The following is a 24,104-nucleotide window of genomic DNA, read 5'->3' on the forward strand; positions in this document are numbered from 1 at the left end:
AATTAGCCGGACACCAGCGACAACTTGCCTCGAGCGCTACTGGCGAAACCTTGGCGTCCACCCTCGATACTCATCATTCGCGTTAGACCAAAGACAATCTTATCAATTTCTGTGGCAGGAATATGCAATGCTGCAGAAATGTCGTGTTTCGTTATTCGCTCATTTCGCAGTCCGCCGAACACTTTTTCCCATACAACGGACATCTCACGTTCGATCCCTTGGGGTTCTGTAGTGCGATATCCGTTACGGGCAATCTGGATACACAGTTGCCGATTTTCCCATTCGGTCGTGATGCCAAGCTGCCGGAGACGGTAATTGAGCGCCGCCACCGAAACTTTCCATCGAGCCTTCTCAGCAATAATATGATTCAGTCCGCGCACGATGGGCATGCGCGCTCTGACATCCGCCGACGGCATCAGAAATGAAGACGCGAATCGGTTGGCCTCGTCTTCCGCAGCCCGTCCGCCGGGGCCACCATGCTTGTGCAAGACAAGGTGCCCGAGCTCATGTGCCGCGTCGAAGCGGCTGTGCTCCGCAGTCTTGACGGTGTTGAGGAAAATGTAGGGCTTATTCGACCGCCAGACCGAGAATGCATCAACTGACCGAGTTTCCTCTACCAGCGAGAACACCCGGACGCCCTTCGCTTCGAGCAAGTGAACCATGTTCCGGATCGGCTTCTCACCTAATCCCCAAAGTTCTCGGAGTGCTCGCGCTGCGTGATCGGGCGTTCGTTCGTCACTCAGGTCATGCAGGTCAACAGGCGGAAGATCGAACAAATTTTCCACCCAGTCGCTCAGCATGAACGCAAGTGATCCCGCCGCAAGTGCAGCGTCGCGATCGGCTGCGAGCATGTGAGACATCGAACGGAAGCTCGCGGCGTCCCGCGGAGGGTGATCGACGGTCTCGCCGTAGAAGAAAGCGGCCGGATAACCGAGCACATTAGCGATGCGGTCTGTGATATCTTCGGCCGGTTCCGTAGCGCCGGTTTCATAACGGTGAAGGGCAGGCCTACTCACCCGCGCGGCTTCGGCCAGCTGGCTTTTGCTCAGCCCGGCACGATGTCGCGCGAGACTGAGCCTCGCGGGATTAAACATGACTTACCTCTTGCGACGGACCGGAATGTCGAAGTCGGGGCCGTAATCGTCATCATCACGTCCGCGGACGTCGCACACCGGCCCGTTCTGGTCGACGAGAATGATTCGCTCGCGCCAATTGCACAGATAGCCCGCTTCGACCGTCGTCGGAAATGACAGTTCGGCTCGGACTGCGTCGCTGCTGATATGAACACACAAATACCATATAGGGGCGTCGGACCGGGCCGCGGCCGCGAGCGCATCTTCGTATTCCTTCAGAAACTCGGGGATCGGCAGCGGCGGCTCGCGGTTGAGGCGAACCGCGCGTTCGGCACCATTCCCCTTCGCGGACTTGTTCTTCGGCTGCGCGTCACGCATGCCGGTTGCCTCATTGGTATTTACCACCGCGATGCGGAAAGCGCGGTCCGGATGGACAATTGTCGATAGATTGTCCTGATCGTCTTTCTCCCACCCTTGCGATCGTTTCACATCACGAAATGTCCGGGTGCCGAAACGCCATGCGTCCCATCCAGCCGCGGTCGGAGGATCATTATCCGTGCAACCGTTGAAAGCGGCGACCATCGCGTTGACGACGCTCATGCACTCCTCAAAAGTCAGGCCGAGCGCCAAGAGCCGCCGACGAACATCGTTCGAATCAAACCAGATCGCGCATTCCATCGGCTGCACCTGTTACAATTTCAACTCTCATATGAGATCGTAAAATGTAACGTCTGTCAAGCGCTGACGACGGCGTCGGTTAAGCCGCAATAGGAAAAGGCCCGGTCGCACGCCGTGCTCCTTGACCGAAGAAGCAGAGGGGAAAAGCCTCGCTGCGCTCGGTCTGATCAAAGGAGAACGAGCATGCACGAATCCCACCACCTTATGACCGGAACGCTAAGCCGAGGCGACGAAGACAACCCGGACGTCCGCATCCTGCGCCGGGTTTCGACGCTGGACAAATTTCCCCTTCAACCGCGTGGCGAAGGTCCGGTCCGCCGGATCGCGGTCGTTGATACGGAAACGACTGGCACCGATCCGCTGACGGACGAGATTATCGACATCGCCGTCGTCGTCCTCGAAGTTGATGAAGCCGGCGAGATCGTCGGCGTCGCGCAAGCAGGGCAGGCGCTACGCGACCCGGGCATGCCGATCCCGCCGCACATCACCATGCTCACCGGCATCACGGATGAAGATGTTTGCGGCAGGACCATAGACCTGGATCGGCTCGAACGGCTGCTGGCCAGCGCGGATGTCAGGGTGGCGCACTCCGCTGCCTTCGACATCGCCTTCATCGAAAATCTCATGCCGGGCCTCGCGGGTGAGCCATGGGCCTGCTCCATGGAGGACTTCGACTGGCTCGGAACAGGCTTCGACGGTCGGAAGCTCGGCCACCTGCTGATGCAGTGTCGATGGTTTAACTCGGCGCACAGGGCGATGGCGGACGTGATCAGCCTAATCCACGTGCTTTCCCACCGACTGACGCATGGCGGCACAGTATTAGGCGAGCTGCTTGCACACGCCGCGAAGTCGTCGACGCGCTTCGAAGCGACCAACGCGCCCTATCATCTCCGCGGGCTGCTCAAGGCGCGCGGTTACAGGTGGGACCCACGTCACCGCGTCTGGTGGTGCGAAATCGATGAATGCGATTGCGCCAAGGAAGAGCGCTGGTTTCGCGAACACATCGCGGCGAGCGGTCCGGTGCCTCGGATGCTTCCGATGACCTGGCGCGAACGCCATCGTTGATCCTGGGCGGCGTGCGACCGCACGCCGCCGTCCTCCTGAAATGAAAAAGCGAGCGACCCCGCAGTGGGGAAAAGCTCCGGCCATACGGCCGTCAAGCAAAGGACCGAACCAATGGAAATGACTGTCTATCACCAAAACTTCATGCTCGCCCTTCGTCAACAGATGGGCTGGCCCGCTTTCAAACCTGCCAACGACTGCATCGGCTGGTCGTCCGGGGCACCCATGGACACCGAGGTTGGTATGGAACTGGCCCGGATCGCGCAGATGCTTGGCAAGGACATCGTCTATTCCGGCTGGAATAGCGCCACGGCCCGCACAACCAGCGGCTTCAGCATCGCTTTTCGAGAACTTCTGACGATCGACATCGTCGACAGCCTCGTTCCGTGGGCTGCAAACGACGATGAACCGATCGTACTCGTCAGCACCCGCGGCGACGAAAAGTTCGGCATCGACCAGCGCGGTACCATGGTACGGACGCAGGGCAAGCCCAAGAACATCGCGAAGGGACGAAAGCTCGCGCTGCAGCGGATCAAGAATGCGGCTGCGGGAATGGATGACGATCTTCTCGCCAACAACCGCCACGTCCTACCGGGTGACGTTTCCATCGAGCCGGAAGCAGCCACCGAAACCCTCGTTCGCTTCGCCTGAACCGCGACGGCAGGCGCGTCGGCGCCTGCCGTCTTCATCCTTACTGGAGAACATCATGATCACCGAAACCGAAAAGCGCGGCCCGCGCTGCTGGGTCGTACTCGATCTCGAGTCGGCCGTGCTCGATCACGCCGGCCATCGTCGATACCAGCAGATGGAACGCTGGGTGCCCAGCGATAACGGTCGACCCAGTCGGCCACATTACACGCGCGGCGAGGACCCTTTGCAAACGCCAAGGTGGGTTTTTCAAACCATCGTCACCGCTTCGATCCTCGTTGCGCGCGAGCACGCTGAGGGCGGTCTCGACGTCACTCGCTTCGTTACATACTCGGCACCGGAGCAAGATGAAACTGCGGTGTTGGTCGGTGTTCTAAAGGAATTGGCCGATGCAGGCGCGGATGCCGAGCTGGTTTCGTGGGGAGGCGCCATGCACGACGTTCCGCTCCTGATTGCCGGCTGCGCCCGTCACGGGCTGACCCTTCCGGCCGGCTGGAAATGGATGTCCTTCGGCGGTGCCAACACAGCGCGCCACCTTGACCTGATGCGAGTCTTTACCGGCGGTTTTAAGATGAAGCCGATCCATCAGACCGAGCTTCTGGCGGCGATGGATTTGCCTGGCAAAATCGTTGCCAAGCCGGCCGCCACCGCAAAACTGATCGAAGCCGGCGAGTGGCAGATGGTGCGCGAGATCTGCGAGGTCGACTGTGTGAGCGAATTGCTCCTGCTGGCGCGATGGCGGCAACTGCTTGACGGTCGCGCCGGCGTGGATGTCGTTGAGGATAGGCTGCTGCGACAGATCATCGAGCTGATGCCGGCTCGCGCCTATGTGGCTGAACTCCAGATGCGCCGTGATCGACGGTTCGCCGAACAGTGCGCAAAGGCGGCAAACGACGCCGCTGCGATTGCGCCGTGGCTGGAGCAGGGCGCGGCGTGACCGGAAAAGGGGCACCTGCACAGGGCTGGTGCTCCCTTTTTCTTTTTTCAGAAAGATTACAGTGTCGCGCTTCATAAGCGCGGCTTCCTCACCGGTCGAAGTCGTCCGGCAGGACGCCGAGCTGTCGCGCAACACGAGTTGCGTTCATGATCTCGGTCCGCTGCTTCGGTGTCAGAGCCTGATCAACGTCCTTGATCATATCGGTTAGCCGCTCCGTGGCGTAAGCTGCCTGCCGTTCTCGTTCATCGGCGCGTTTCAGCGCTTCGACCAGCCCTTTTCTCTGGCGCACGAGCGACACCGCCCACCGCGGTGCGGGTTCATCAAACGTTGCGACCAGTTCCTGCTGCGCCGACTGTTTGACATCCGAAAGTAAGCGCATCCGGTCGTCGCCTTCGACCTCGATCCAGTCCGAATGACGCTCGAGCGCTGTTATTACCTTCAGCCATTTGCGGTGGGCAGACAGCGCAGCGTCGGCATTCGCCTCCGTCGCCCGAGCGGACGCTAGCGTTTCCGCAGCAGCCTTTGCGGTCGCTTCGGCACGGGCCTCATCGGCTTCGATTGTAACGCGACGGCGCTCGAGACCAGCAACCTGACGTTCGTGATCGGAGCGCTCCTGCTCCAGCTTCAACTCCTTATTTCTGACCGCTTCCTCTCTTTGACCGACCTCCGTTTCTCGTGCCGTCAGGCGGCGAGCTAGCAACCGTAGTTGCTCGAGCGCGGTTGCGATTGCGCGTGCGGCAGCAATGAGCACCGGCGACCACGGTTTGCTATTTACGGCGCGTTCATCGTCGGTCATTCGAGCGGTGCGCATTACGAAGGTCTCACTACCAGGGCGAAGGTCGAGGCCATTTTCGTCATCGGCCGCCTTGGCCAGCAGCGCCAATTGCGCCGCGTGCAGCGCGCGACGCTCGTTGAAGTTACGGTTCGCGGCGGCCGCAGCGGCGCGGTCCTCTTCCGCGGCGGCGAGCTCGGCCTCGGCCCGCCGCCGTGCCTGCGCCTGGGCGCGAGCGTTGGTGGCAGCATTTTCTTCGTCGTCTTTCGCCGCTTTTGTCGCGGCCTGGAGTTCCGCGCGAAGCCGCTCGGCCGCAGCGCGATCGGCTTCCGTCGCCGCTTTCAGCTCGGCCATTTCCCTCGCATGGGAAGCAGCATTCTTCTCCGCTTCGATACGCGCGGCGGCCGCAGCTTCGCGATCTTCATTCGCCAGCTTTAGCTGTTCAGCAGCAAGAGCCCGGGCCTCCCGTGCGCCCGCCTGATATTGTTTCGTCGTAATGCGCTTGCGCGGTCGGTTCGTTCCGTCGCGCCTTTTTCCGCGTGACAACCTTCCTGCGGGAACAATCACACCATCGGCTATCTCGAGATCGGGAATCTCCTGACCGCGTTCGCCGCGTTCAAGGCCGAGGTGTGCAACAGCTTCGTGATATCGATCCTGCTCGAGTGACAGTTGGTCGTTGTCTTTGCCGAACAGGTCGCGGTAGTTCCAGCGCCAGCGAGGTCTGCGCCTTGCTTCCTCTTCGCGACGTCGCGCCCAACCTTCCTCGGTCTTGGGCTTGGGACCACGGACGCCGTCGACCTTGCACACCGCCGCCAGCGCGACGGCATGAATATGGGGGGTCTTCTCGTCTTCGTGTAGCTTCGCCGACAACAGTGCCCGACCAAATTTCGTGGCCAGCCACGTCATGTTGGCGTCCACCCAGTCCTCTTTCACCTGCTCGGTCGCGGTGAGCCACCAAGCATGCGAGGTAGTGAGCACGACTTCGACACCGACCGCTCCATTGACCGCGCCAAGATCAAGTCCACATTCGGCCATCCGCTCGTGTGCACGGTCCAGCACATCGGGCGGGCCGTCTGCCAGCAGTTCACGCGGCTCCGGCCCGCCGACCTCTACATTTTCGCTAAGCCGCTCGCGCGTGTTGTGCTGCTCGACGCGGCGCATCTCGCCAAGGTCGTAAATCCGCTCGACCCGCATGATTGCGTAGTTCTTGCCCGCAGGCGTTTCATTGCTATGAGACATCGGTCAGTCCTCATCGCGCCCGGCGGCGCAAAAGACCCAATTCGGTAATTGGGTGGACTCACTTCGCGGAATTAGTGCCTAATTCCGCAGTGAGCGATGGGGCTCCGCCCCCTCGACCCCCGAACGGCCCTGCGCTCAACGCTGCGGGCCGTGCATTTCGCGCCGTGCGAAATGCGGAAGAAGAGGGTGGGGAAAAGGTGCGCTGCCGCGAGACGGCAGCGCACAGTTGGCTCAGCTCTCATCGTCGGCATCGACATTGTCTTCGTCGATGCCTTCAACGAGCCGACGGGCAGCAGCACTGCCGCGCGTTTCTCGACCCGCTTCGCCCGGGGAGTGCTCTCCCGGCTCGCTGCCGGACGTTGCACCGTCGCCGACATTGGTATTCTGCTCCGACGATCGGATATTCAAATGAGAGAGCGTCGCAATCGTCGCCTGTAGGGCTTGGATCATGCCCTCGAGCCGCATGACTTGCTGTCTGCGCTCTTCGATCTCACACGTCTGGGTTGCGATGCCCTCTTCCATCGCCGCCACCTGATGTTCGAAATCTTCGATGATCTCGTTCTTGATCGCGAGTTCGGCTTCGTGGCGTTGCGTCAATTCCGCTGCCGCTCGGTCAGCCGCCTCCTTCTCCGATCGCGCCGCCCACGAGCGGCGGTTGACTATGTCGCCGACGACGTTCTTGAGCGCGTCCATATCGGTGTCGGTCAGATGCGACGCGTCCAACTTTTCGCCACGCTCCAACCTTGATTTGATGGCGGCGAAATACTTGCTGATAGTCTGCAGACTTCCGCGATCGCCCATCGCCTCCCGAATTTTTCGCAAGGAAATGTCTTCCACTGGGCATCCCGCTTCCAGCAATTCGCTCACCGCATCGTTGACTTCGTCGAATTCGACGAACTTTATCTTTGGGCTGTTCATCGCGCGTACTCCTGTACGAACGTGTACAGCGCTGTACGTACACCAAGGCGTACGTACACTTGGTCTGGGCCGCTACGGCCAGCAGTATCGAATCTCATCATGTGAGTTACTCGCTATTTGCGAGGCAGATGATTTCTACTAGTCGGCAGCCAAAGCTTGATTAGCCGTTGCCGGGTCCACCCTCGCATCATCATCGAAGCACGGTCGGGTTTCCGAGGTCGCGCAAAATTAAACCGATGATGGGCGAGTTACGGGGCCGCCCAGCGGGAGGGCGGATGACTGAAGTGTCGTATCAGGCGCGTGACGCGGCTCTTGGTAACAGAATGAGCGCGCAAGGTGCGCTGCTGTGCGCGTACAACGAGATCGATCAGCGAGAAGAAGGCGATGATCGACTTGATAACGCGATCAATGCCCGGTCCGCCGCGCATTCTATCCTCGCGCGCTTTGAACATCCGCGCCACGGCCGCGAGCAAAGTACCGATGGCGATACACACCGAATTATCATTCGGTGCCTCGCCAGCGCACTGCGTATCGCGAAGTTGGGCGGACAGTTCCATGCGCCACATTATATTGGCGCCAGCTATTTTCGCCAAGCAAACAGGAAAATATTCTTATCGGCACGCGCGTTTGTCAAAATTAATTTCGTGCCCGGCAAGCCTGTCCTATTCGTCAGGAGCGCAGTTTCCCCGCATCGCTTCGGATACGACGATAACGTCCAGATCCGACGCGAGATCGCTGGTCGAGCGGAAGCAAGCGGATCGGAGCAGCCCGAATGTCGGCAGTTATAATCGGAACATAGCGCTGGATGAACGCCAGCCGTTCGGCAAGAACCACGTCGAGGCCTTCCGTCTGGATGCGCTTCGAATAGTGCTTTGCGTTGGTGCCCGTGCGGGCGTGCCCCATGACGTCCGCGCGGAGAATTTCGTTGACACCGTCGACTTCGTAGAAGCTGCTGCCGAGCGCCCGGATCGAGTGGATATCAGCAATCTTTCCCGCATCGTTGCGCGGTAGTGCCATGCGGTCGCCGATCCATTCGACCATGTAGCGCCACGCCCGGTCATAAAATTGTGCGCCGCCGCGTTTGGCTTTGAACAGGTAAAGTTCCGGAAAAAGCTCCTGGTGCCCTTCGGCCTGGACCGCCTTCACATAGTCGAGAAAACCAAGCCTGATCAGCTCGGGATGGATAGGCAACTTCCGGCGACGGGCGGCGCGCTTCTCGCCAGCCTTGTCGCCATCGCGACCACGGGTGACGTTATCGCGAATTTCAAAGTGCGGGACGGGCGCGTCGATCGTGATATCGGCAACCTCAAGACCGCACATCTCTTCACGACAGGTGTGATGGTAATACCAGAGCAGTGGTGCAAAATAGGCCGCGTCATGCCACACGCGCGCAACGGGTTCGCCGGCTTTCAGGCGTCGCTTCACGCCACCACCGCCCAGATAAAGTGGCGATCTGAAAAGCGCTTCCAAGTGCTTGGTGGTCCATGGCGGGCGAAGGCCGGTGCTGTCGCTCTCCTTGATCGCGACCGTCGCGCTGCTGAAATCCATCACCGTCGCGCCGGAAACGCGAGGCCGCCACGCGGTCTGGGCGAGATGCTTGGCCACCGTGCTCATCGTCGATAGGTCGCGATTGACCGTTTTCATGTTGCGACGCTGATCGGGCGCAACCACGGGAAGCTCGGCGACGATATCGGCGAACGGCCGCGCCATCGCGCCTGCTGTCGGGGTGCCGAACCGAAACGATTTCGGCAGGCGAAGCAAACCCTGCTTGAATGCTGCAACGTCGCGGTGGTCGTAGGAGCCCAATGCGCGGTTGCCCGTGATCCAGCTGAACGTCTGCATGATGCGGCGCTGCTGCGTGAGGTCGCCCTTCCAGACGCCCTCGCTTTTCAGTTGCGCCAGGATTTCCTCGATCACGTCGCCGAAGCGACGATCGTCATAGATCGCGAACTGGCAGTCCCTTTCGAGCGCGGTACTGGCTGGCACCGGCGAAGATATCGCAGATGCCGGTGGCTCATAGTCTTCACCCATCAGCGCCGCGAGCGGATTCGCCGCTTCCATGACGTCGTCATCGAACACCCGCGTGGTCCGCAGCCACGCCGCGGCTCGGGCGCGAAGCAAATGCATTCGTGCCGTATGCACCACCGGGTCTGTTGTCGGGGCATTTATCGCCGCGAGCCGAGCACGCACGGCTTCGTCGCCGATTTCGTGGCAGAATTCGCGTAAATATTCTTCGATCTGATCGAGATCGGCGCTGAGCCCGCGGTCGCGAAGCGCCTCGCGATCAGCCTCGCTGAGCTGGCGAGGATGGTCGGGACGCCTGGCGATACGATATGCTTCGGCGAGCGGCACTGCAGCTTCGGCGACCGACGACGACCAGGGCGCGTTTTCATACGCGTCATGGATGTTGCGCTGAAGCTCGGTTTCGAGCTCACGCCGAAACAAGGTTTCGATTTCGATGCCGGTGAGTGTCCGGCCGGTTTCCAACATCGCTTTTACGTTCGCCTTTACCGCCACGAAACGCGCCGACAGCATCGCCGAACGCTGGCGAGCCACCGCAGGATCGGCAGTTCGCAGCGCAATCGGTAGGGGCCGAGAGATAAGATTTCGGAAATGTACGCGGCGGCGGAAGACATACCGGCCGTTGACGCGGCGGGTATAGGGTATGCGGCACATAGGTCATTACCTTCCCGCATGTGCCACGCGTATGTGTACTGGTCGTGTGACCAGCACGCCGCGAGGCGCATGCTAAAAGGCGGAAATCATTTGCTTTTTGCGATAAAGTGGTCGGGGAGAGAGGATTCGAACCTCCGGCCCCTGCGTCCCGAACACAGTGCTCTACCAGGCTGAGCTACTCCCCGACGGAGTCCGGTTCACAAAAGCGCTTCGGGAAGCGAACCGGCTTGAGCTTGGAGGCGCGCCTATACCGGGGAGTGGGGGAGGGTGCAAGCACTCTCGTGACCGATGGCGAAGGTTTATTCGCGTGCGCGCAGCAGGTCTTCAACCGACGTGAATTTTTCGCGCGGCGATCCTTCGCGTGCGCGGGAAATTTCGGCGGTGTCGATGCGCTGCCAGTCGCGAAAGGTCACCGCTTCCAGACTGCGATCGGCGATCAGCCGGTCGAGCGCGGGGCGACCGGGCTTGTCTGCCCCTTCTCCGATGTCCCCGGCGATTTTTTCCACGATGTCGAAACCATCGGGGCGATTGGTGCCGATCGTGCCGGTGGGCCCGCGCCGTGCCCAGCCGACCGCATACAGGCCGGGGCCGATTCGCCCATCCTCATTCGCAAAACGGCCACCGCGTTCGTCGAATGGCACACCGGCAATCGGCGAGGTGCGGTAGCCGATGCAACTGACCACCAGTCCGGCCGGGACCGAATAGGTCTCGCCGGTGCCGACCGCACGACCGCTCTCGTCCAGCTCGGTGCGTTCGACGACCACGCGGTCGGCCCGGCCATCGCCTTCTATCGCGACGGGGCGAGCGAAGAAATCGAAGACGATGCGGATGGGTTTGTCCCGATGCTCGCCCGCAAAGTCGCGCAGGTGTGCCACCGATTTGCGCTGTCCCGGATCGAGCGACTCGTCCGCCGTTTCTGGCGGCAGATCGGCCGGATCGACGACCGGCATGGCGCGGACCAGTTGACCGAGTTCGCCGAGTTCCTTGGGGGTCATCGCGATCTGGTGCGGCCCTCGCCGCCCGAGGATGGTGATCGTGTCGATCCGTGCATCGTGAAGCGCCTCGAGCGCGTGGTTGACGATGTCGGAGCCGACAAATTCATCCTGCGCCTTGGCGAGGACGCGCGCGACGTCGAGCGCGACATTGCCATTGCCGATGACGACCGCACCGGGACCGTGGAGCGGTGGATCCAGCTCGGCGAAATCGGGATGGCCGTTGTACCAGCCTACGAACGCCGCCGACCCGACCACGCCGGGCAGGTTTGCACCGGGGATGTCGAGCGAGCGGTCGTCCGGTGCGCCGGTGGCGAGAACGATGGCGTCATACATGCCGAGAAGTTCATCGACCGAGATATCGGTGCCGACCGTCACATTTCCGACGAAGCGGACATTGTCGGTCAGCGCCACCTTTTCATATCGACGCGACACCCCCTTGATCGACTGATGGTCGGGCGCGACGCCCGATCGAATCAGGCCGAAAGGCACGGGAAGGCGGTCGATCACATCGACATGCACATCCTCGCCGAACTGCTTCTGCGCCGCTTCGGCGGTGTAATAGCCGGCCGGCCCCGATCCGATAATGGCGATCTGCCGCATTGCTTGCTCCTCTCGCTCCGAAAGCGAGGCTAGCGGCGAAATCGACCGGACAGAAGTGGCTAGCGGCGGTCAGGCGGCGCGAAGGCTCTGGAGGAGCGCGTCCATGCTTTCGTTCAGGTCGCGCGCCTGCCGGTCGAGCTGCCTCGCCAGTTCGGTCGTGCGCGTGGCGATCGTGCTGTTTTCGGTGGCGACGTCGTTGAGCGCAAGGCTGCGCTGATCGGTTCCGGTGACGTTCGACCGGACATCGTCGGCCCCTTCGGCAATGGCGTCGGTCGCGATGCGCTGCTGCTCCACCGCGCTGGCAATCGCGGTGCTGCTTTCGGTGATCCTGCCGACCTGCGCAGTGGTGGTCGCTATTTCGTTTCGAAACGCTTCGGCTGCGCCGGTAATTGCGGCGAGCTTTCCTGAAATCTGCTCCGCGGCCCGGCTCGTCGCTTGCGCCATCTGCTTCATTTCGCCGGCGACGACGGCGAAGCCGTGACCGGCCTCGCCGCTGCGTGCGGCTTCGATCGTCGCATTCAGCGCCAGCAGGTTGCTCTGACCGGCGATCTCGCTGACGAGCGCGAGGATGTCGCGCGCGCTCGCCACTTCGTCGGAGAGTGCGCTGACGCTCGGCGCGAGCTTGCGGATCGCATCGGCGGTGTGGGTGGCGACATCCTGCGCGTCGCGTGCATTGTCGCCGACCAGGCGGATCGAATCGCTTAGCTGGTCGGCATTCACCGCCACGCTGGCAATGGCTGATACCGACCGTTCGGAGGAACGCCGGACATCGAGCGCCTGAGAGACCACCGACTCCGAAATGCCGGTCAGCGTCGTTCCGTGGGTCGCCAGTTCTTCCGCCATGCGGCGCAGATCCTTGGTGAGTGCGCCGACACCAGCGTCGATCGCGGCGGCGATTTCGCGGCGACGGTCGTTGGTCGCGGCCTGCAACGTTGCCTCTGCGGCTTCGCGTTCGGTGCGCTCGCGTTCGGCGCGCTGTTCGGCATCGCGACTGCGTGCAAGGGCGCGCTCTGCGGCCTCACGCGCGGCGTCGGCCTCCTTTCGCGCGCGTTCATTGGTGAAGTAGAGTTGGGTAATCAGGCGGACCGAAGATGCGAGGATAGCGACCTCGCACGCGACCAGAAATCCGTGCAGCAACACGCGCGCGATGCTTCCGGAGCCGGGAAATACCCATTCCGGCATGACGAGGAAGAAGATCAGATGATGGAGAAGCGTGACCGTCGCAGCGACCATCAGCGAGCGAATGTCGCACAACAGCACCAGCAGCGAGAAGCACACGAAGAAATACATGTGCATGTCGATCTGCCAGGGATCGCCGTGGAACAGCCAGACGAACAGGATCGGATAGGCGATGACGGAAAGCCCGAGCATCGCCCGGACGCCTGCGTCGATCCGCTGCTTGAGGTAGCAGTAGGTCGGCAGCAATGCGACGATCGCGCCGATCAGCACGCCGATCAGTACGTCGCCATGCCCGAGGTACCAGCCTACCGGACCGATCGCAGCGACATTGGCCCAGATAAAGGCGGTGATCGCTTTCAGGCCCGATTTCCGCAGTGGCAGCAAAGGATGGTCTTCTACCATGCAGTGGGCCTCCCACAGCCTGCGGCCGCAGCTGTTATGATGATCGCACCCTGTTCGGCGGCGATGCCGAGAAGTTTGTTTCGCTCGCCATCGACGACGAGAGAGCCCGGGATCGGCCCGGTGTCGATGGGAAGCGCGCGTTGATGGACGGCCCAGCCCGCCATCTGATCCGCGCTCTGGCCGCGCAGCGATATGATCAGCATCGGGCCGCGCGGTGGCGGCATCAACGAAACCAGCGCCAGCACGCCCAGCACAAGCAAGGTCTGCGACCAGAATATGCGATTGTCGGATCGATCTTTGGCGGGCAAATCCATGGCTGCCATCTGCCGAACAGCGGTAAAATGGTGGTTAACGATAACAAATGGTTGCCGGCTGGGTCCGGTGGGGTACATAGCCGACACCACCCATCCGCGACGCCGGGGCAGGCGACGAAGCCGACGACCTGCGCAATCTTGTCTGGAATTTTGCGCACGCGTTGCTAAGCGGTCGGGATTCCCAAAATGGCCAGTCTGACGTGACCGAACTCTCAAAAATCCGCAATTTCTCGATCATCGCGCATATCGACCACGGCAAGTCGACGCTCGCCGACCGTCTGATCCAGCGCACCGGTGGCCTGACCGAGCGTGAGATGCAGCAGCAGGTGCTCGACAATATGGATATCGAGCGCGAACGCGGCATCACCATCAAGGCGCAGACCGTGCGGCTCGAATGGAAGGGCTGTACGCTCAACCTGATGGACACGCCGGGCCATGTCGACTTCGCCTATGAAGTCTCGCGCAGCCTCGCGGCGTGCGAAGGCGCGCTGCTTGTCGTCGATGCCGCGCAGGGTGTCGAGGCGCAGACGCTGGCGAACGTCTATCAGTCGATCGAGCACGACCACGAGATCGTGCCCGTCATCAACAAGATCGACCTGCCGGCCGCGGACACCGACAAGGTGAAGGCAGAGATTGAGGACATTATCGGCCTCGATGCGTCGAACGCGGTTCTGACCTCGGCCAAGTCGGGAATCGGTATCGAGGAAGTGCTCGACGCCATTGTCGACCGCATCCCGCCGCCGACCGGCGACCGCGACGCGCCGCTGAAGGCAATGCTCGTCGATAGCTGGTACGACCCGTATCTGGGGGTCGTCATTCTCGTCCGCGTGATGGAAGGGACGCTGAAAAAGGGCCAGCAGATCAAGTTCATGCAGGCTGGTACGACGCATCTCGTCGACCGCGTTGGCTGTTTCCGACCCAAGCTGACCCAGCTCGAAGAGCTCGGCGCAGGCGAGATCGGCTTCATCACCGCGCAGATTAAGGAAGTCGCGCAGACCGCGGTCGGCGACACGATCACCGACGCCCGGAAGCCCGCCGACAAGGCGCTGCCGGGGTTCAAGGAAGTGCAGTCGGTGGTGTTCTGCGGCCTGTTCCCGGTCGACGCCAACGATTTCGAAAAGCTGCGCGATTCGATCGGCAAGCTGCGGCTGAACGACGCCTCGTTCACTTTTGAAATGGAAACCAGCGCGGCGCTGGGTTTCGGCTTCCGCTGCGGCTTCCTCGGGCTGCTCCACCTCGAGATCATCCAGGAACGGCTGACCCGCGAATACGACCTCGATCTGATCACGACCGCGCCGAGCGTGGTCTATCATATCGAGCTGACCCACGGCGCCGGGCATGTCGAGCTCCACAACCCCGCCGACATGCCCGAGCCCAACAAGGTCGAGACGATCGCCGAGCCGTGGATCAAGGCGGTGATCTACGTTCCCGACGAATATCTCGGCCCGATCCTCAAGCTTTGCCAGGACCGGCGCGGCATCCAGCAGAACCTGACCTATGTCGCAGGGCGCGCGCAGGTGACCTATGAACTGCCGCTCAACGAGGTCGTGTTCGACTTCTACGACCGGCTGAAATCGATCACGCGCGGCTATGCAAGCTTCGATTACGAGCAGATCGGGTATCGCGAGGGCGACCTCGTCAAGATGAACATCCTCGTCAACAACGAGCCGGTCGACGCCCTGTCGATGATCGTCCACCGCAGCCAGGCCGAAGCGCGCGGGCGGCACATGTGCGAGCGGCTGAAGGATCTGATCCCGCGCCACATGTTCAAGGTGCCGATCCAGGCGGCGATCGGCGGCAAGGTGATCGCGCGCGAGACGATCGCGGCGCTCAGAAAGGACGTTACCGCGAAATGCTATGGCGGCGACATCACGCGCAAGCGCAAGCTTCTGGAAAAGCAGAAGGAAGGCAAGAAGCGGATGCGCGAATATGGCAATGTCAGCATCCCGCAGGAGGCTTTCATCGCCGCGCTGCGCATGGGCGACGACAGCTAGCGAGCGTCGACAAAGCTACGCTTATTTAACGGTATCCCGAGTACGAATAGCGAATCGCCGTAATGCGCCCGGTTCCGCACGGGCTTCGATCGGGTTTGCAGGGGATGCTGAAACACATTCGAACGGATCAGGTAACGCTCGGGATGTACATCGACTCGTTCGATGGGTCCTGGTTCGACCATCCCTTCTGGCGCACCGGTTTCCTGCTTACCGCCGACCGCGATCTTGCCAAGATCAGGGACAGCAGCGTCACGGCAGTCGTCATCGACGTTGAAAAGGGGGCTGATGTCGGCCCGGAGACGGGCTCGGCACCGCGCGGGCACTCGTCGCAAGCTCCTGCAAAGCCTGCGTCACCTCCGATGCCTGCAAAAGCGCGAACCGCGGAGCCCGCATCTGCTGTGCAGCGTCCTTCGGGTCAGGAACAGGATTATGAGCACGCGTCGCAGCTCGTGCTGAGATCCAAGCGCGAGGTGAAGCGCATGTTCGCCGAGGTGCGGCTCGGCAGGGCGGTGGATGCCGAAAGGGTGGGTGCGCTGGTCGATGACATTGCGCATTCGGTGGTCCGAAACCCTTCTGCACTCATCAATCTCGCGCGTCTGAAGTCCAAAGACGAATATACCTATATGCACTCGGTGGCGGTGTGCGCGCTGATGATCAATCTGGCGCGCCACCTCAAGCTCGATGAAAAGCTGATCCGAGACATCGGCATGGCCGGTATGCTCCACGATGTCGGAAAGACGACGGTCCCCGACACGATCCTCAGAAAGGCGGGGCCGCTTACCGATTCGGAGTTCGAAGTGGTCAAGCGCCACACAGAGCGCGGGTATCGGGTGCTGCAGCGTAGCAACGGCGTGCCCGATATCGCGCTCGATGTAAGCCGTCATCATCACGAGCGGGTGGATGGCAGCGGATATCCCTTCGGCCTGAAGGGCAACGACATCAGCATCTATTCCAGAATGGCCGCCATCTGCGACGTGTACGATGCGACCACATCCGACAGGCCCTACAAGAACGCTTGGAAGCCGCCCGAAGCGCTGGCGCAGATGCGGCTTTGCGAGGGTCAGTTCGACGAGGATATCCTGTCGGTGTTCATCCAGAGCATCGGAATCTATCCGGTCGGTACGCTGGTACGTTTGAACTCGGGCCTGCTCGCGATCGTGGTTGAGGAACGTGACGACGACTTTACCTGTCCGGTCGTCAGCAGTTTCTTCCGCGTCAGCGACCGACGTAGGACCATCGTTCAGACGCGCCGTGTCGATGCGGTGTTCGAGCGTATCCTGTGCGCCGAAGATCCCGCCGATTGGGGCTTCGACGATTGGGAGACGCTGCGCGACACCGCCTTGACCCAGGCAAGCCGCACGACGCATAGAGCAGCCTGAAGGCCGCGTTTCTTGTCGCGGCAGGGCGAGGCTCGCTTGTTCGCGAATGGTTTCCATCTCCAACGCTGACGCCACCAAGGCGAACGCGCAGGCGCCTGTGCCGCGCGGCAGCAATGCGGCGGTGGCCGGCGCCATTGCCGCGCTTGGCCTGTTGCTGTGGGTCGCAAGCCGTTTCTTCGCCGCCGATCTGCCCGTCTGGGCACCGTGGGACTTTTCGGTGCTCTGGTATCTGGGATTCGCACTGACCGGCTGGGTATATGTGCGCGGTCTGCGGATCACGCCTCAGCCGGGCTGGCGCATCGGCTTTTTTGCCATGGGGATGCTGCTGATCTGGGCGGTGCTGCAGACGCGCTTCGAATATGTCGCCCAGCACATGTTTTTCATGAACCGCATCCAGCACGTCGTGATGCATCATCTCGGACCGTTCCTGATCGCGGTCGCCTGGCCCTGGCCGACGCTCTACCGCGGCTTGCCGTCGCGGCTGCGCGCGCTGGTCGACGGTCGTTGGTTCGGCGCATTCATGCGTTTCGCCCAGCAGCCCGAGATCGCGGCAGGGTTGTTCGTGGGATTGATTGCATTGTGGCTATATCCGCCGGTGCACTTCGTCGCGATGATCGACCCCGCGCTCTATTCGGTCATGAACTGGTCGATGGTCGTCGACGGTATATTGTTCTGGTCGGTGGTGCTCGATCCACGGCCCAAAGCACTGGCGCACAACAGCTTCGCGGTGCGTGCTGTTCTGGGTGTCGGCGTGATGTTTCCGCAGATCGCTATCGGCGCGCTCATCGCCTTTGCGGATAGCGATCTGTACGGATTCTATGCCTGGTGCGGGCGTATCTATCCGTCGATCGACGCGCTGTCCGACCAGCGGATCGGCGGCCTGATCGTATGGATACCGCCGGCGATGATGAGCGTCCTTTCGGTCATTCTGGTGCTCAATGCCATGCGTATCGTCGAGGAGCGCGAAGGTGCAAATGCGCCGGGCCACGGCGGCACTGCTAGCGGAGGCTGGACGGGGCGCTAGCGTGGTTGCGAGAGCAGCCGCCGCAGATCGGCCGTCGGGCCTTTCAGATCGGCATCCGCGGTTGAAAGGTCGGTAAAAAGCAATCGCGCATTGCCCTGACGGTCGAAGACATACACCGCCGAACTGTGCGTCACGACATATTTGGCCGGATCGTTGTCGGGATCGGCCGAATAGGCGACGCGGTACCGCTTTGCGAGGCTTGCCAGCTGATTGTCGGTTCCGCGCAGGCCGACGAATTCGGGGCCGAAACTGGAGGTGTATTGCTTGAGCGTATCGAGCGTGTCGCGTTGCGGATCGACGGTGACGAACAGCACACGGATATTGTCCTTCGCGCCGTCGATCGATTTCATCATCTGGCCGAGATGGGAGAGCGTCAGCGGGCAGACGTCGGGGCAGTAGGTGTAGCCGAAATACAGCAGGACGATCTTGCCGCGATAATCGGCGGCCGTCACCGGCTTCTCGTCGCTGGCGCGCGTCATGCGGAAGGAAAGGTCGGGCGTGCTGCCGCTGACATCGGTGCCGTGCCATGCGTCTCCGCCTCCGCCGCACGCGGCGAGGGCAAGGCAGCAGATAAGCGTGGCGATGCTGCGCAGCATCGGATGCGGGCGGTTCGTCATAGCGGTTCGCTATGCTGCGCCGACGGCGAGTGCAAGCGACACGGAACCTAGCGCCCATTCGCGCGTCCATTTGCCGTGCGCCGACAGGAGGATAGCAAGATGGCACAGAAGAAGAACGACCCGGCGACCGAGGCGTCGGAGCGGATGCAGGCGGCAGGATCGTCGATGATGGAATCGGGTTCGCAACTGGGCATGAAGATGCTCGACCAGGCAGAGGCGAACACGCATGCGGCGTTCAAGGCGATGCGCGACGCCGCACAGGCCGGCGATGTATCGGAGGTGATGCGTATCCAGTCCGATTATCTGCGCGAACAAGGCAGCCGGTCGGTCAGCCAGGCGCGCGAAATCGGCGAAATGATCGCCAGTTTCGGCCGCAACGCCGTGGGGCAGATGACGGGCAAGAAATAACCGACCAGCTTCGACCGTTGCCCGCCAGCCGGGCAGCGGTTTCTTTTCGACTGGCACTATATATAGCCGTATATAGTGCTGCGCACTTCTCGGAGATTGTTCATGCTGCAATGGATCGGCGCGCTGCTCGCAAGCCTGTTTCTCATCGTCGCTCCGGCGCAAGCACATGCGCGCGGGCCATTGGTGCTCGCCGCTGCCAGCTTGCAGGAATCGATGAACGCGGCTGCGGATGCATGGGCGCGGCATGGCCATCCGCGGCCGGTGCTGTCCTTTGCCGGCAGCTCCTCGCTCGCGCGGCAGGCGGCGGCGGGTGCGCCTGCCGATCTGTTCGTTTCGGCCGACGAGGGCTGGATGGACTATCTCCAGAAGCGAGGGCGTCTTGCGCCGGGGACGCGCGCGACCTTTCTCGGCAACCAGCTCGTGCTGATCGCGCGCGCTGGCACGCACGGGTCGATAGCGCTGCGCAAGGGCGTCGATCTTGCCGGCATTCTGGGCCGCAACCGGCTGGCGATGGCGAGCTATAATTCGGTGCCCGCAGGCAAATATGGCAAGGCGGCGCTCATCAATCTGGGCATCTGGGATCGGGTCCGGCCCAAGGTCGCGCAGGCCGACAATGTCCGCGCGGCGCTTGCGCTCGTCGAACGCGGCGCGACGCCTTTCGGTATCGTCTATGCGACCGACGCGGCCGCCTCGGAACAGGTGCGCGTGGCGGGTATATTTCCGCCGAGCAGTCACGCGCCGATCCGCTATCCGGTGGCGCGTCTGAAGGCATCGACCAATCCGGATGCGGAGGGTTTCCGCCGCTTCCTGCTGTCGAAAGAGGCTGCAGCCATCTTTCGCCGCTTCGGCTTCACGACGCGCTGATGCTGTCGGCCGAGCAATGGGGCGTGGTCGCCCTGTCGCTGAAGATTGCGGGCGTTGCGATTGGCGTGACGATCCCGATTGCCTTCGCGCTGGCCTATCTGCTCGCGCGTGGGCGGTTTCCGGGCAAGGTGCTGGTCGACGGCATCGTGCACCTGCCGCTTGTCCTGCCGCCGGTGGTTACCGGCTGGCTGCTGTTGCTGGCCTTCGCGCCTGATGGGCCGGTCGGGCATGTGATCGAGGCGGTGACGGGCGGGACAGTGCTGTTCCGCTGGACCGGCGCTGCGATCGCGGCGGGAGTCATGGCGTTGCCGCTGATGGTCCGTGCGATGCGGCTGTCGATCGAATCGGTCGATCGCCGGCTCGAACAGGCGGCCCGAACGCTCGGCGCCGGGCCGGGCAGGGTGTTTCGCACGATCACGCTGCCGTTGAGCGTGCCGGGTATCCTTGCCGGGGCCGTGCTCGGCTTTGCGCGCGGGCTGGGCGAGTTCGGCGCGACGATCACATTCGTTTCCAACGTGCCCGGCGAAACGCAGACCTTGCCGCTCGCCATCTATTCGAAGCTCCAGGTGCCGGGAAGCGAACATGCCGTTGTGCAATTGGCGCTGGTATCGGTCGCGCTTTCGCTTGGGGCGTTGGTCGTGTCGGAGCTGCTGGCGCGCCGTGCGGGAAGGGGCTTCCATGTCCTTTGACGTCGATGTCGAGCGGCGCATCGGCAATGCCGACATAGCGTGTCGGTTTTCGGCGGAGGGCGGGCTGACCGTGTTGTTCGGTCCGTCAGGCGCGGGGAAGACCTCCACGCTCAACATGATCGCCGGTCTGCTGCGGCCGGACCGGGGACGGATCGTCGTGGACGGTCATATCCTGTTCGATTCCGCATCCGGGATCGATGTCGCGGTGGAGAAGCGCCGCGTCGGCTATGTCTTTCAGGATCCGCGCCTGTTCCCGCATAAAACGGTCGCCGCCAACCTGCTTTATGGCAGGCGCGACAATGCCGACACGAGCGAGTTCGACCGGATCATCGACATTCTCGGGATCGGCCATCTGATGGAACGCTGGCCGCGCACCCTGTCGGGAGGCGAGGCGCGCCGTGTCGCGATCGGCCGTGCGCTGCTCAGCGATCCGGCATTTCTACTCCTCGACGAGCCGCTTTCGTCGCTCGACCGGCCACGGCGAGAAGAGATCATGGTGTTGATCGAGCGCATGCGCGACGAGCTCGGCCTGCCGATCCTGATGGTGACGCACGATAGCGAGGAAGCGAACAGGCTGGGCACGCGGACAATTTCCGTATAAGCATCGGGCAGATAATGTAACCGGTTCCAATGGGAGGATGCCGTGGCCCTGACCCGCCGCCGTTTTGCGCAGTCGCTTGCGCTGCTCGCCAGTTTTACCGTGATGCCGCCGATTGCGCGGGCGCAGGCGGAGGATGCGCGGCGAAAGGCGAAGATCGACGCGATCATCGGCCGCATGTCGCTGGAGGAAAAGGCGCTCCAGCTTTGCGTGATCGGCGACGACCACCCCGATTTCGAAGCGCTGGTGCGCAAAGGTCTGGGCGGCACGAACGGCGTCATCACCAAGGGGGCGCTCCCCGGCGTCAATCTGGAAAGCTTCACGCGCAAGACGCAGCAGCTTGCCATGCAGTCGCCGAACAAGGTTCCGATCTGGTATTGCGGCGATGTCGCGCACGGCTTCACCACCGAGTTTCCGGTGCCGCTCGCGCTTGCAGCGACCTGGAACCCCGATCTCGTCGAGCAGACGCTGCGCGCGGCAACGGTGGAGGCGACCGCGCACGGCGTCACCTGGACGTTCAGCCCGATGGTCGACATCGCGCGCGATCCGCGCTGGGGACGGATGACCGAGGGGGCGGGCGAGGACCCCTATCTCGGCAGTGCCATGGCGGTTGCGCAGATGCGTGGATTTCAGGGCGACGATCTGTCCGCGCCCAACACCATGCTAGCGACGGCCAAGCATTTCGCGGGCTATGGCGGCGTACAGGCGGGCCGCGACTATAACAGCGTCAACATCCCCGAACGCGAGTTCCGCGACGTCTACCTGCCGCCGTTCAAGGCGCTGTGCGATGCGGGCATCGGGTCGGTGATGGCGGCGTTCAATACGCTTGACGGCGTCCCCATCACCTCCAGCCGCGAACTGCTGACGGGTGTGCTGCGCGAGGAATGGGGCTGGGACGGCGTCATCACGTCCGACTATGACGCGATCCTCGAACTCGTGACGCATGGCGTTGCGTCCGACCCCGCCGATGCCGCGCGCCAGGCGCTTCATGCCGGTGTCGATGTCGATCTGCACAGCGGAACCTATGCCAAGGAACTGCCCGGTCTGGTACGAAGCGGCCGGGTGCCCGAGGCGGAGGTCGATGCAGCGGTACGCCGCGTGCTGACGGCCAAGGCGAAGCTTGGCCTGCTCGACGACGCCTTCCGCTATGGCAACCGGCGGCTGTCGAGCGCTCAGCCCTGGAAGGCAGCGCATCGCAAGCTTGCACGCGAGGTTGCGCGGCAGTCGATGGTGTTGCTGAAGAATGACGGCGTGTTGCCGCTCGCCCGACAGGGGCGGGTCGCGGTCATCGGGCCGCTCGCGGACGATACCGCCAATATGCTCGGCACGATGCCTGCGCTCGGCGACAAGAAGAATGTCGTCTCCGTGCTCGCCGGGCTGAAGGCCAATGCGGGCCGTAGGGTGACGATCGAACATGCGCTCGGCGTTCCGGTGCGCGGGGACGAGGGGGCGGACATTCCCGCTGCCGTCGCGGCGGCGCAGCGCGCGGATGTGGCGGTGCTCGTGCTGGGCGAGACCGACGACATGATCGGGGAGGGCGACAGCCGCGCCTTCATTGGCCTGCCGGGTCGTCAGCTCGACCTCGCCAAGGCGATTGTCGAAACCGGCAAGCCCGTCGTCGTGGTCTTCACCAGCGGTCGCGCGCTCGATCTATCCTGGCTCGACGCACATGTCGGCGCGATCGTCGACATCTGGGTGCCGGGCGAGCAGGGCGGCAATGCGCTGGCCGACCTGTTGTTCGGCGACGCCGATTTTTCGGGCAAGCTGCCGGTTACCTTCCCGCGCGCACTGGGTCAGGTTCCGATCACCTATGATCATCTGCCGACGGGACGGCCGGGCTCGATCGACAAGGTCTATACCAGCCGCTACGTCGATCTGGTCAACGCGCCGCTTTATCCGTTCGGCCACGGGCTGAGCTATACGAGCTTTTCATTCGGCGATCCGCGGCTTTCGGGCGACACGTTGCAGCCCGGCGGCGCGATCACCGTCACGACGCGCGTCACCAATACGGGCAAGCGGGCCGGTGCGACCGTCGCGCAGCTTTACGTTCACGACCGGCTGGCGAGTGTAAGCCGCCCGGTGCGCCGCTTGAAGGGCTTTGAGCGCGTCGAATTGCAGCCGGGCGATAGTCGCGATGTGACGTTCGAGATACGGCCCGAAGACCTGGCGTTCACACGGCGCGACATGAGCTGGGGCACCGAACCCGGCGACTATGACATCTATGTCGGCGGAGATTCGAACGCTGCGGCCAGCGCGCGCTTTACGCTGGCCGGTTAATCGTCCCTGCTGCTCAGCGCGCTGGCAATCAGTGCGGTGGCGAGGCCGAACAATGCGTGCAGGCCGGCGCGTTCGAGCGATACGCGCAGCGGAACCGTTTCCTCCGTTTCGCCAATCGTGATGATTGGGGAGGGGAGCGCGATATTCGTTGCGTACAGGCCGATACCATAGGCCGCGCCTACGCCGGTCGCCGGAAGGCGCGGCGAGAAATACCGCACGGCAGAATAGCCTGCGCTGAAGGTCGCCGATGCGAGCAGCTTGTTCGCCTGATCGATAGCATGGTTGCTGCGATCGTCGGCGATGGCTTCGCGATCGACGCTGCGGTCGAGCAGTTCGCGAGCGTTCTTCGCGACGATGCCGTCCTGTCCGTGTGACCTTTGTCGTGCGATCAGGGCGGCCGTCAATCCGACCCCGCCGACGATGCCGCCGATTATTCCTGCCGTCGATGCGCGCATGACTGTTCCTTGTTCACGAAGATGTCCGACGAACGCGCGAATGCCCGGCCGGGGTTCCGACGAGCATCCATGTTGTTGGTCGAACGTTGGAATCGCGAAGGAGAATGCAATGACCGAGCGAGATTCCAAAGCCCGCAAGGACGATGACCGCGATACCGGGCAGCCGGCAAGCGAAGAGCAGGCCGACGCGTTGCGCAAGCTCGACGAGGGAGAGGAGCGTGCCGTGGAAAGGGGGCTGACCAACCTGCCGCCCGATTGAGTATCGAGAAGTTGACGCTATCGACCCGCAAAGAAAAACCGCCGCCC

Annotated in this window: 23 protein-coding genes and 1 tRNA gene; 12 read left to right on the forward strand and 12 right to left on the reverse strand. The window is 62.5% G+C overall.

Annotation, left to right across the window (positions count from 1 at the left end):
• Positions 1-2: 2 nt before the first annotated feature.
• Both J7S20_RS00885 and J7S20_RS00890 read right to left on the reverse strand, forming a co-directional pair.
• Positions 3-1,094, reverse strand: coding sequence for a helix-turn-helix domain-containing protein (locus J7S20_RS00885; protein WP_284052349.1), 1,092 nt, complete (start codon positions 1,092-1,094; stop codon positions 3-5).
• A gap of 3 nt (positions 1,095-1,097) precedes the next feature.
• Positions 1,098-1,703, reverse strand: coding sequence for a hypothetical protein (locus J7S20_RS00890; protein WP_284052350.1), 606 nt, complete (start codon positions 1,701-1,703; stop codon positions 1,098-1,100).
• A gap of 231 nt (positions 1,704-1,934) precedes the next feature.
• Here J7S20_RS00890 and J7S20_RS00895 point away from each other — a divergent pair, with 231 nt between their 5' ends.
• From J7S20_RS00895 to J7S20_RS00905, 3 genes are all read left to right on the forward strand, one after another.
• The gene (locus J7S20_RS00895; protein WP_284052351.1) at positions 1,935-2,816 is read left to right on the forward strand and encodes a 3'-5' exonuclease; all 882 of its coding nucleotides are present in this window, start codon (positions 1,935-1,937) and stop codon (positions 2,814-2,816) included.
• A 111-nt stretch (positions 2,817-2,927) separates the two neighbouring features.
• The gene (locus J7S20_RS00900) at positions 2,928-3,464 is read left to right on the forward strand and encodes a hypothetical protein (protein WP_284052352.1); all 537 of its coding nucleotides are present in this window, start codon (positions 2,928-2,930) and stop codon (positions 3,462-3,464) included.
• A 55-nt stretch (positions 3,465-3,519) separates the two neighbouring features.
• A complete protein-coding gene (locus J7S20_RS00905) occupies positions 3,520-4,398 on the forward strand; it encodes a hypothetical protein (protein ID WP_284052353.1) in 879 nt (292 codons plus the stop codon).
• 88 nt (positions 4,399-4,486) lie between these two features.
• On the opposite strand, the gene J7S20_RS00910 is transcribed toward J7S20_RS00905, so the two are convergent.
• The 8 genes from J7S20_RS00910 to J7S20_RS00945 form a co-directional block, all read right to left on the reverse strand.
• Positions 4,487-6,409 (reverse strand): plasmid recombination protein, encoded by a 1,923-nt coding sequence (locus J7S20_RS00910; RefSeq protein ID WP_284052354.1) that lies wholly within the window; start codon positions 6,407-6,409, stop codon positions 4,487-4,489.
• 231 nt (positions 6,410-6,640) lie between these two features.
• Positions 6,641-7,327 carry a DNA-binding protein gene (locus J7S20_RS00915; RefSeq protein WP_284052355.1) on the reverse strand — a complete coding sequence of 229 codons (687 nt, stop codon included), beginning with the start codon at positions 7,325-7,327 and terminating at the stop codon, positions 6,641-6,643.
• Positions 7,328-7,575: 248 nt separating this feature from the next.
• The gene (locus tag J7S20_RS00920) at positions 7,576-7,884 is read right to left on the reverse strand and encodes a hypothetical protein (RefSeq protein WP_284052356.1); all 309 of its coding nucleotides are present in this window, start codon (positions 7,882-7,884) and stop codon (positions 7,576-7,578) included.
• Positions 7,885-7,996: 112 nt separating this feature from the next.
• The gene (locus J7S20_RS00925; RefSeq protein WP_284052357.1) at positions 7,997-9,862 is read right to left on the reverse strand and encodes a site-specific integrase; all 1,866 of its coding nucleotides are present in this window, start codon (positions 9,860-9,862) and stop codon (positions 7,997-7,999) included.
• A gap of 249 nt (positions 9,863-10,111) precedes the next feature.
• Positions 10,112-10,188 (reverse strand) — tRNA-Pro (locus tag J7S20_RS00930).
• A 114-nt stretch (positions 10,189-10,302) separates the two neighbouring features.
• On the reverse strand, positions 10,303-11,598 hold the full coding sequence (locus J7S20_RS00935; protein WP_284052358.1) for an FAD-dependent oxidoreductase: 1,296 nt from the start codon (positions 11,596-11,598) through the stop codon (positions 10,303-10,305).
• A 69-nt stretch (positions 11,599-11,667) separates the two neighbouring features.
• Positions 11,668-13,179 (reverse strand): methyl-accepting chemotaxis protein, encoded by a 1,512-nt coding sequence (locus J7S20_RS00940; protein ID WP_284052359.1) that lies wholly within the window; start codon positions 13,177-13,179, stop codon positions 11,668-11,670.
• The gene (locus tag J7S20_RS00945) at positions 13,173-13,571 is read right to left on the reverse strand and encodes a hypothetical protein (RefSeq protein ID WP_284052360.1); all 399 of its coding nucleotides are present in this window, start codon (positions 13,569-13,571) and stop codon (positions 13,173-13,175) included. Before J7S20_RS00945 ends, J7S20_RS00940 begins: the two co-directional genes overlap by 7 nt.
• Before the next feature lie 122 nt (positions 13,572-13,693).
• Here J7S20_RS00945 and lepA point away from each other — a divergent pair, with 122 nt between their 5' ends.
• From lepA to J7S20_RS00960, 3 genes are all read left to right on the forward strand, one after another.
• Positions 13,694-15,487, forward strand: a complete 1,794-nt coding sequence (lepA, locus tag J7S20_RS00950) for a translation elongation factor 4 (protein WP_284052361.1) — start codon at positions 13,694-13,696, stop codon at positions 15,485-15,487.
• A 104-nt stretch (positions 15,488-15,591) separates the two neighbouring features.
• Complete coding sequence (locus J7S20_RS00955; protein WP_284052362.1) at positions 15,592-16,866, forward strand: cyclic di-GMP phosphodiesterase; 1,275 nt, start codon at positions 15,592-15,594, stop codon at positions 16,864-16,866.
• 46 nt (positions 16,867-16,912) lie between these two features.
• A complete protein-coding gene (locus tag J7S20_RS00960) occupies positions 16,913-17,890 on the forward strand; it encodes a cytochrome c oxidase assembly protein (RefSeq protein ID WP_284052363.1) in 978 nt (325 codons plus the stop codon).
• Here J7S20_RS00960 and J7S20_RS00965 read toward each other — a convergent pair.
• On the reverse strand, positions 17,887-18,507 hold the full coding sequence (locus J7S20_RS00965; protein ID WP_284052364.1) for an SCO family protein: 621 nt from the start codon (positions 18,505-18,507) through the stop codon (positions 17,887-17,889). The genes J7S20_RS00960 and J7S20_RS00965 overlap by 4 nt on opposite strands.
• 99 nt (positions 18,508-18,606) lie before the next feature.
• On the opposite strand from J7S20_RS00965, the gene J7S20_RS00970 reads away from it, so the two are divergent.
• The 5 genes from J7S20_RS00970 (at position 18,607) to J7S20_RS00990 (ending at position 23,343) form a co-directional block, all read left to right on the forward strand.
• Positions 18,607-18,915, forward strand: a complete 309-nt coding sequence (locus J7S20_RS00970; protein ID WP_284052365.1) for a phasin family protein — start codon at positions 18,607-18,609, stop codon at positions 18,913-18,915.
• Between the two features lie 102 nt (positions 18,916-19,017).
• The gene (gene modA, locus J7S20_RS00975; protein ID WP_284052366.1) at positions 19,018-19,779 is read left to right on the forward strand and encodes a molybdate ABC transporter substrate-binding protein; all 762 of its coding nucleotides are present in this window, start codon (positions 19,018-19,020) and stop codon (positions 19,777-19,779) included.
• Positions 19,779-20,468, forward strand: a complete 690-nt coding sequence (gene modB / locus J7S20_RS00980) for a molybdate ABC transporter permease subunit (RefSeq protein WP_284052367.1) — start codon at positions 19,779-19,781, stop codon at positions 20,466-20,468. The genes modA and modB overlap by 1 nt, the downstream gene beginning before the upstream one ends.
• The gene (locus tag J7S20_RS00985) at positions 20,458-21,069 is read left to right on the forward strand and encodes an ATP-binding cassette domain-containing protein (RefSeq protein ID WP_284052368.1); all 612 of its coding nucleotides are present in this window, start codon (positions 20,458-20,460) and stop codon (positions 21,067-21,069) included. The genes modB and J7S20_RS00985 overlap by 11 nt, the downstream gene beginning before the upstream one ends.
• Positions 21,070-21,111: 42 nt before the next feature.
• Positions 21,112-23,343 carry a glycoside hydrolase family 3 N-terminal domain-containing protein gene (locus J7S20_RS00990; protein ID WP_284052369.1) on the forward strand — a complete coding sequence of 744 codons (2,232 nt, stop codon included), beginning with the start codon at positions 21,112-21,114 and terminating at the stop codon, positions 23,341-23,343.
• Here the strand turns inward: J7S20_RS00990 and J7S20_RS00995 are convergent.
• The gene (locus J7S20_RS00995) at positions 23,340-23,798 is read right to left on the reverse strand and encodes a hypothetical protein (protein WP_284052370.1); all 459 of its coding nucleotides are present in this window, start codon (positions 23,796-23,798) and stop codon (positions 23,340-23,342) included. The two genes, J7S20_RS00990 and J7S20_RS00995, sit on opposite strands and share 4 nt — an antisense overlap.
• 109 nt (positions 23,799-23,907) lie before the next feature.
• On the opposite strand from J7S20_RS00995, the gene J7S20_RS01000 reads away from it, so the two are divergent.
• Positions 23,908-24,057, forward strand: coding sequence for a hypothetical protein (locus J7S20_RS01000; RefSeq protein WP_284052371.1), 150 nt, complete (start codon positions 23,908-23,910; stop codon positions 24,055-24,057).
• Positions 24,058-24,104 lie beyond the last annotated feature (47 nt).

The organism is Stakelama marina (assembly GCF_018122655.1).
Classification (GTDB): domain Bacteria; phylum Pseudomonadota; class Alphaproteobacteria; order Sphingomonadales; family Sphingomonadaceae; genus Sphingomonas; species Sphingomonas marina.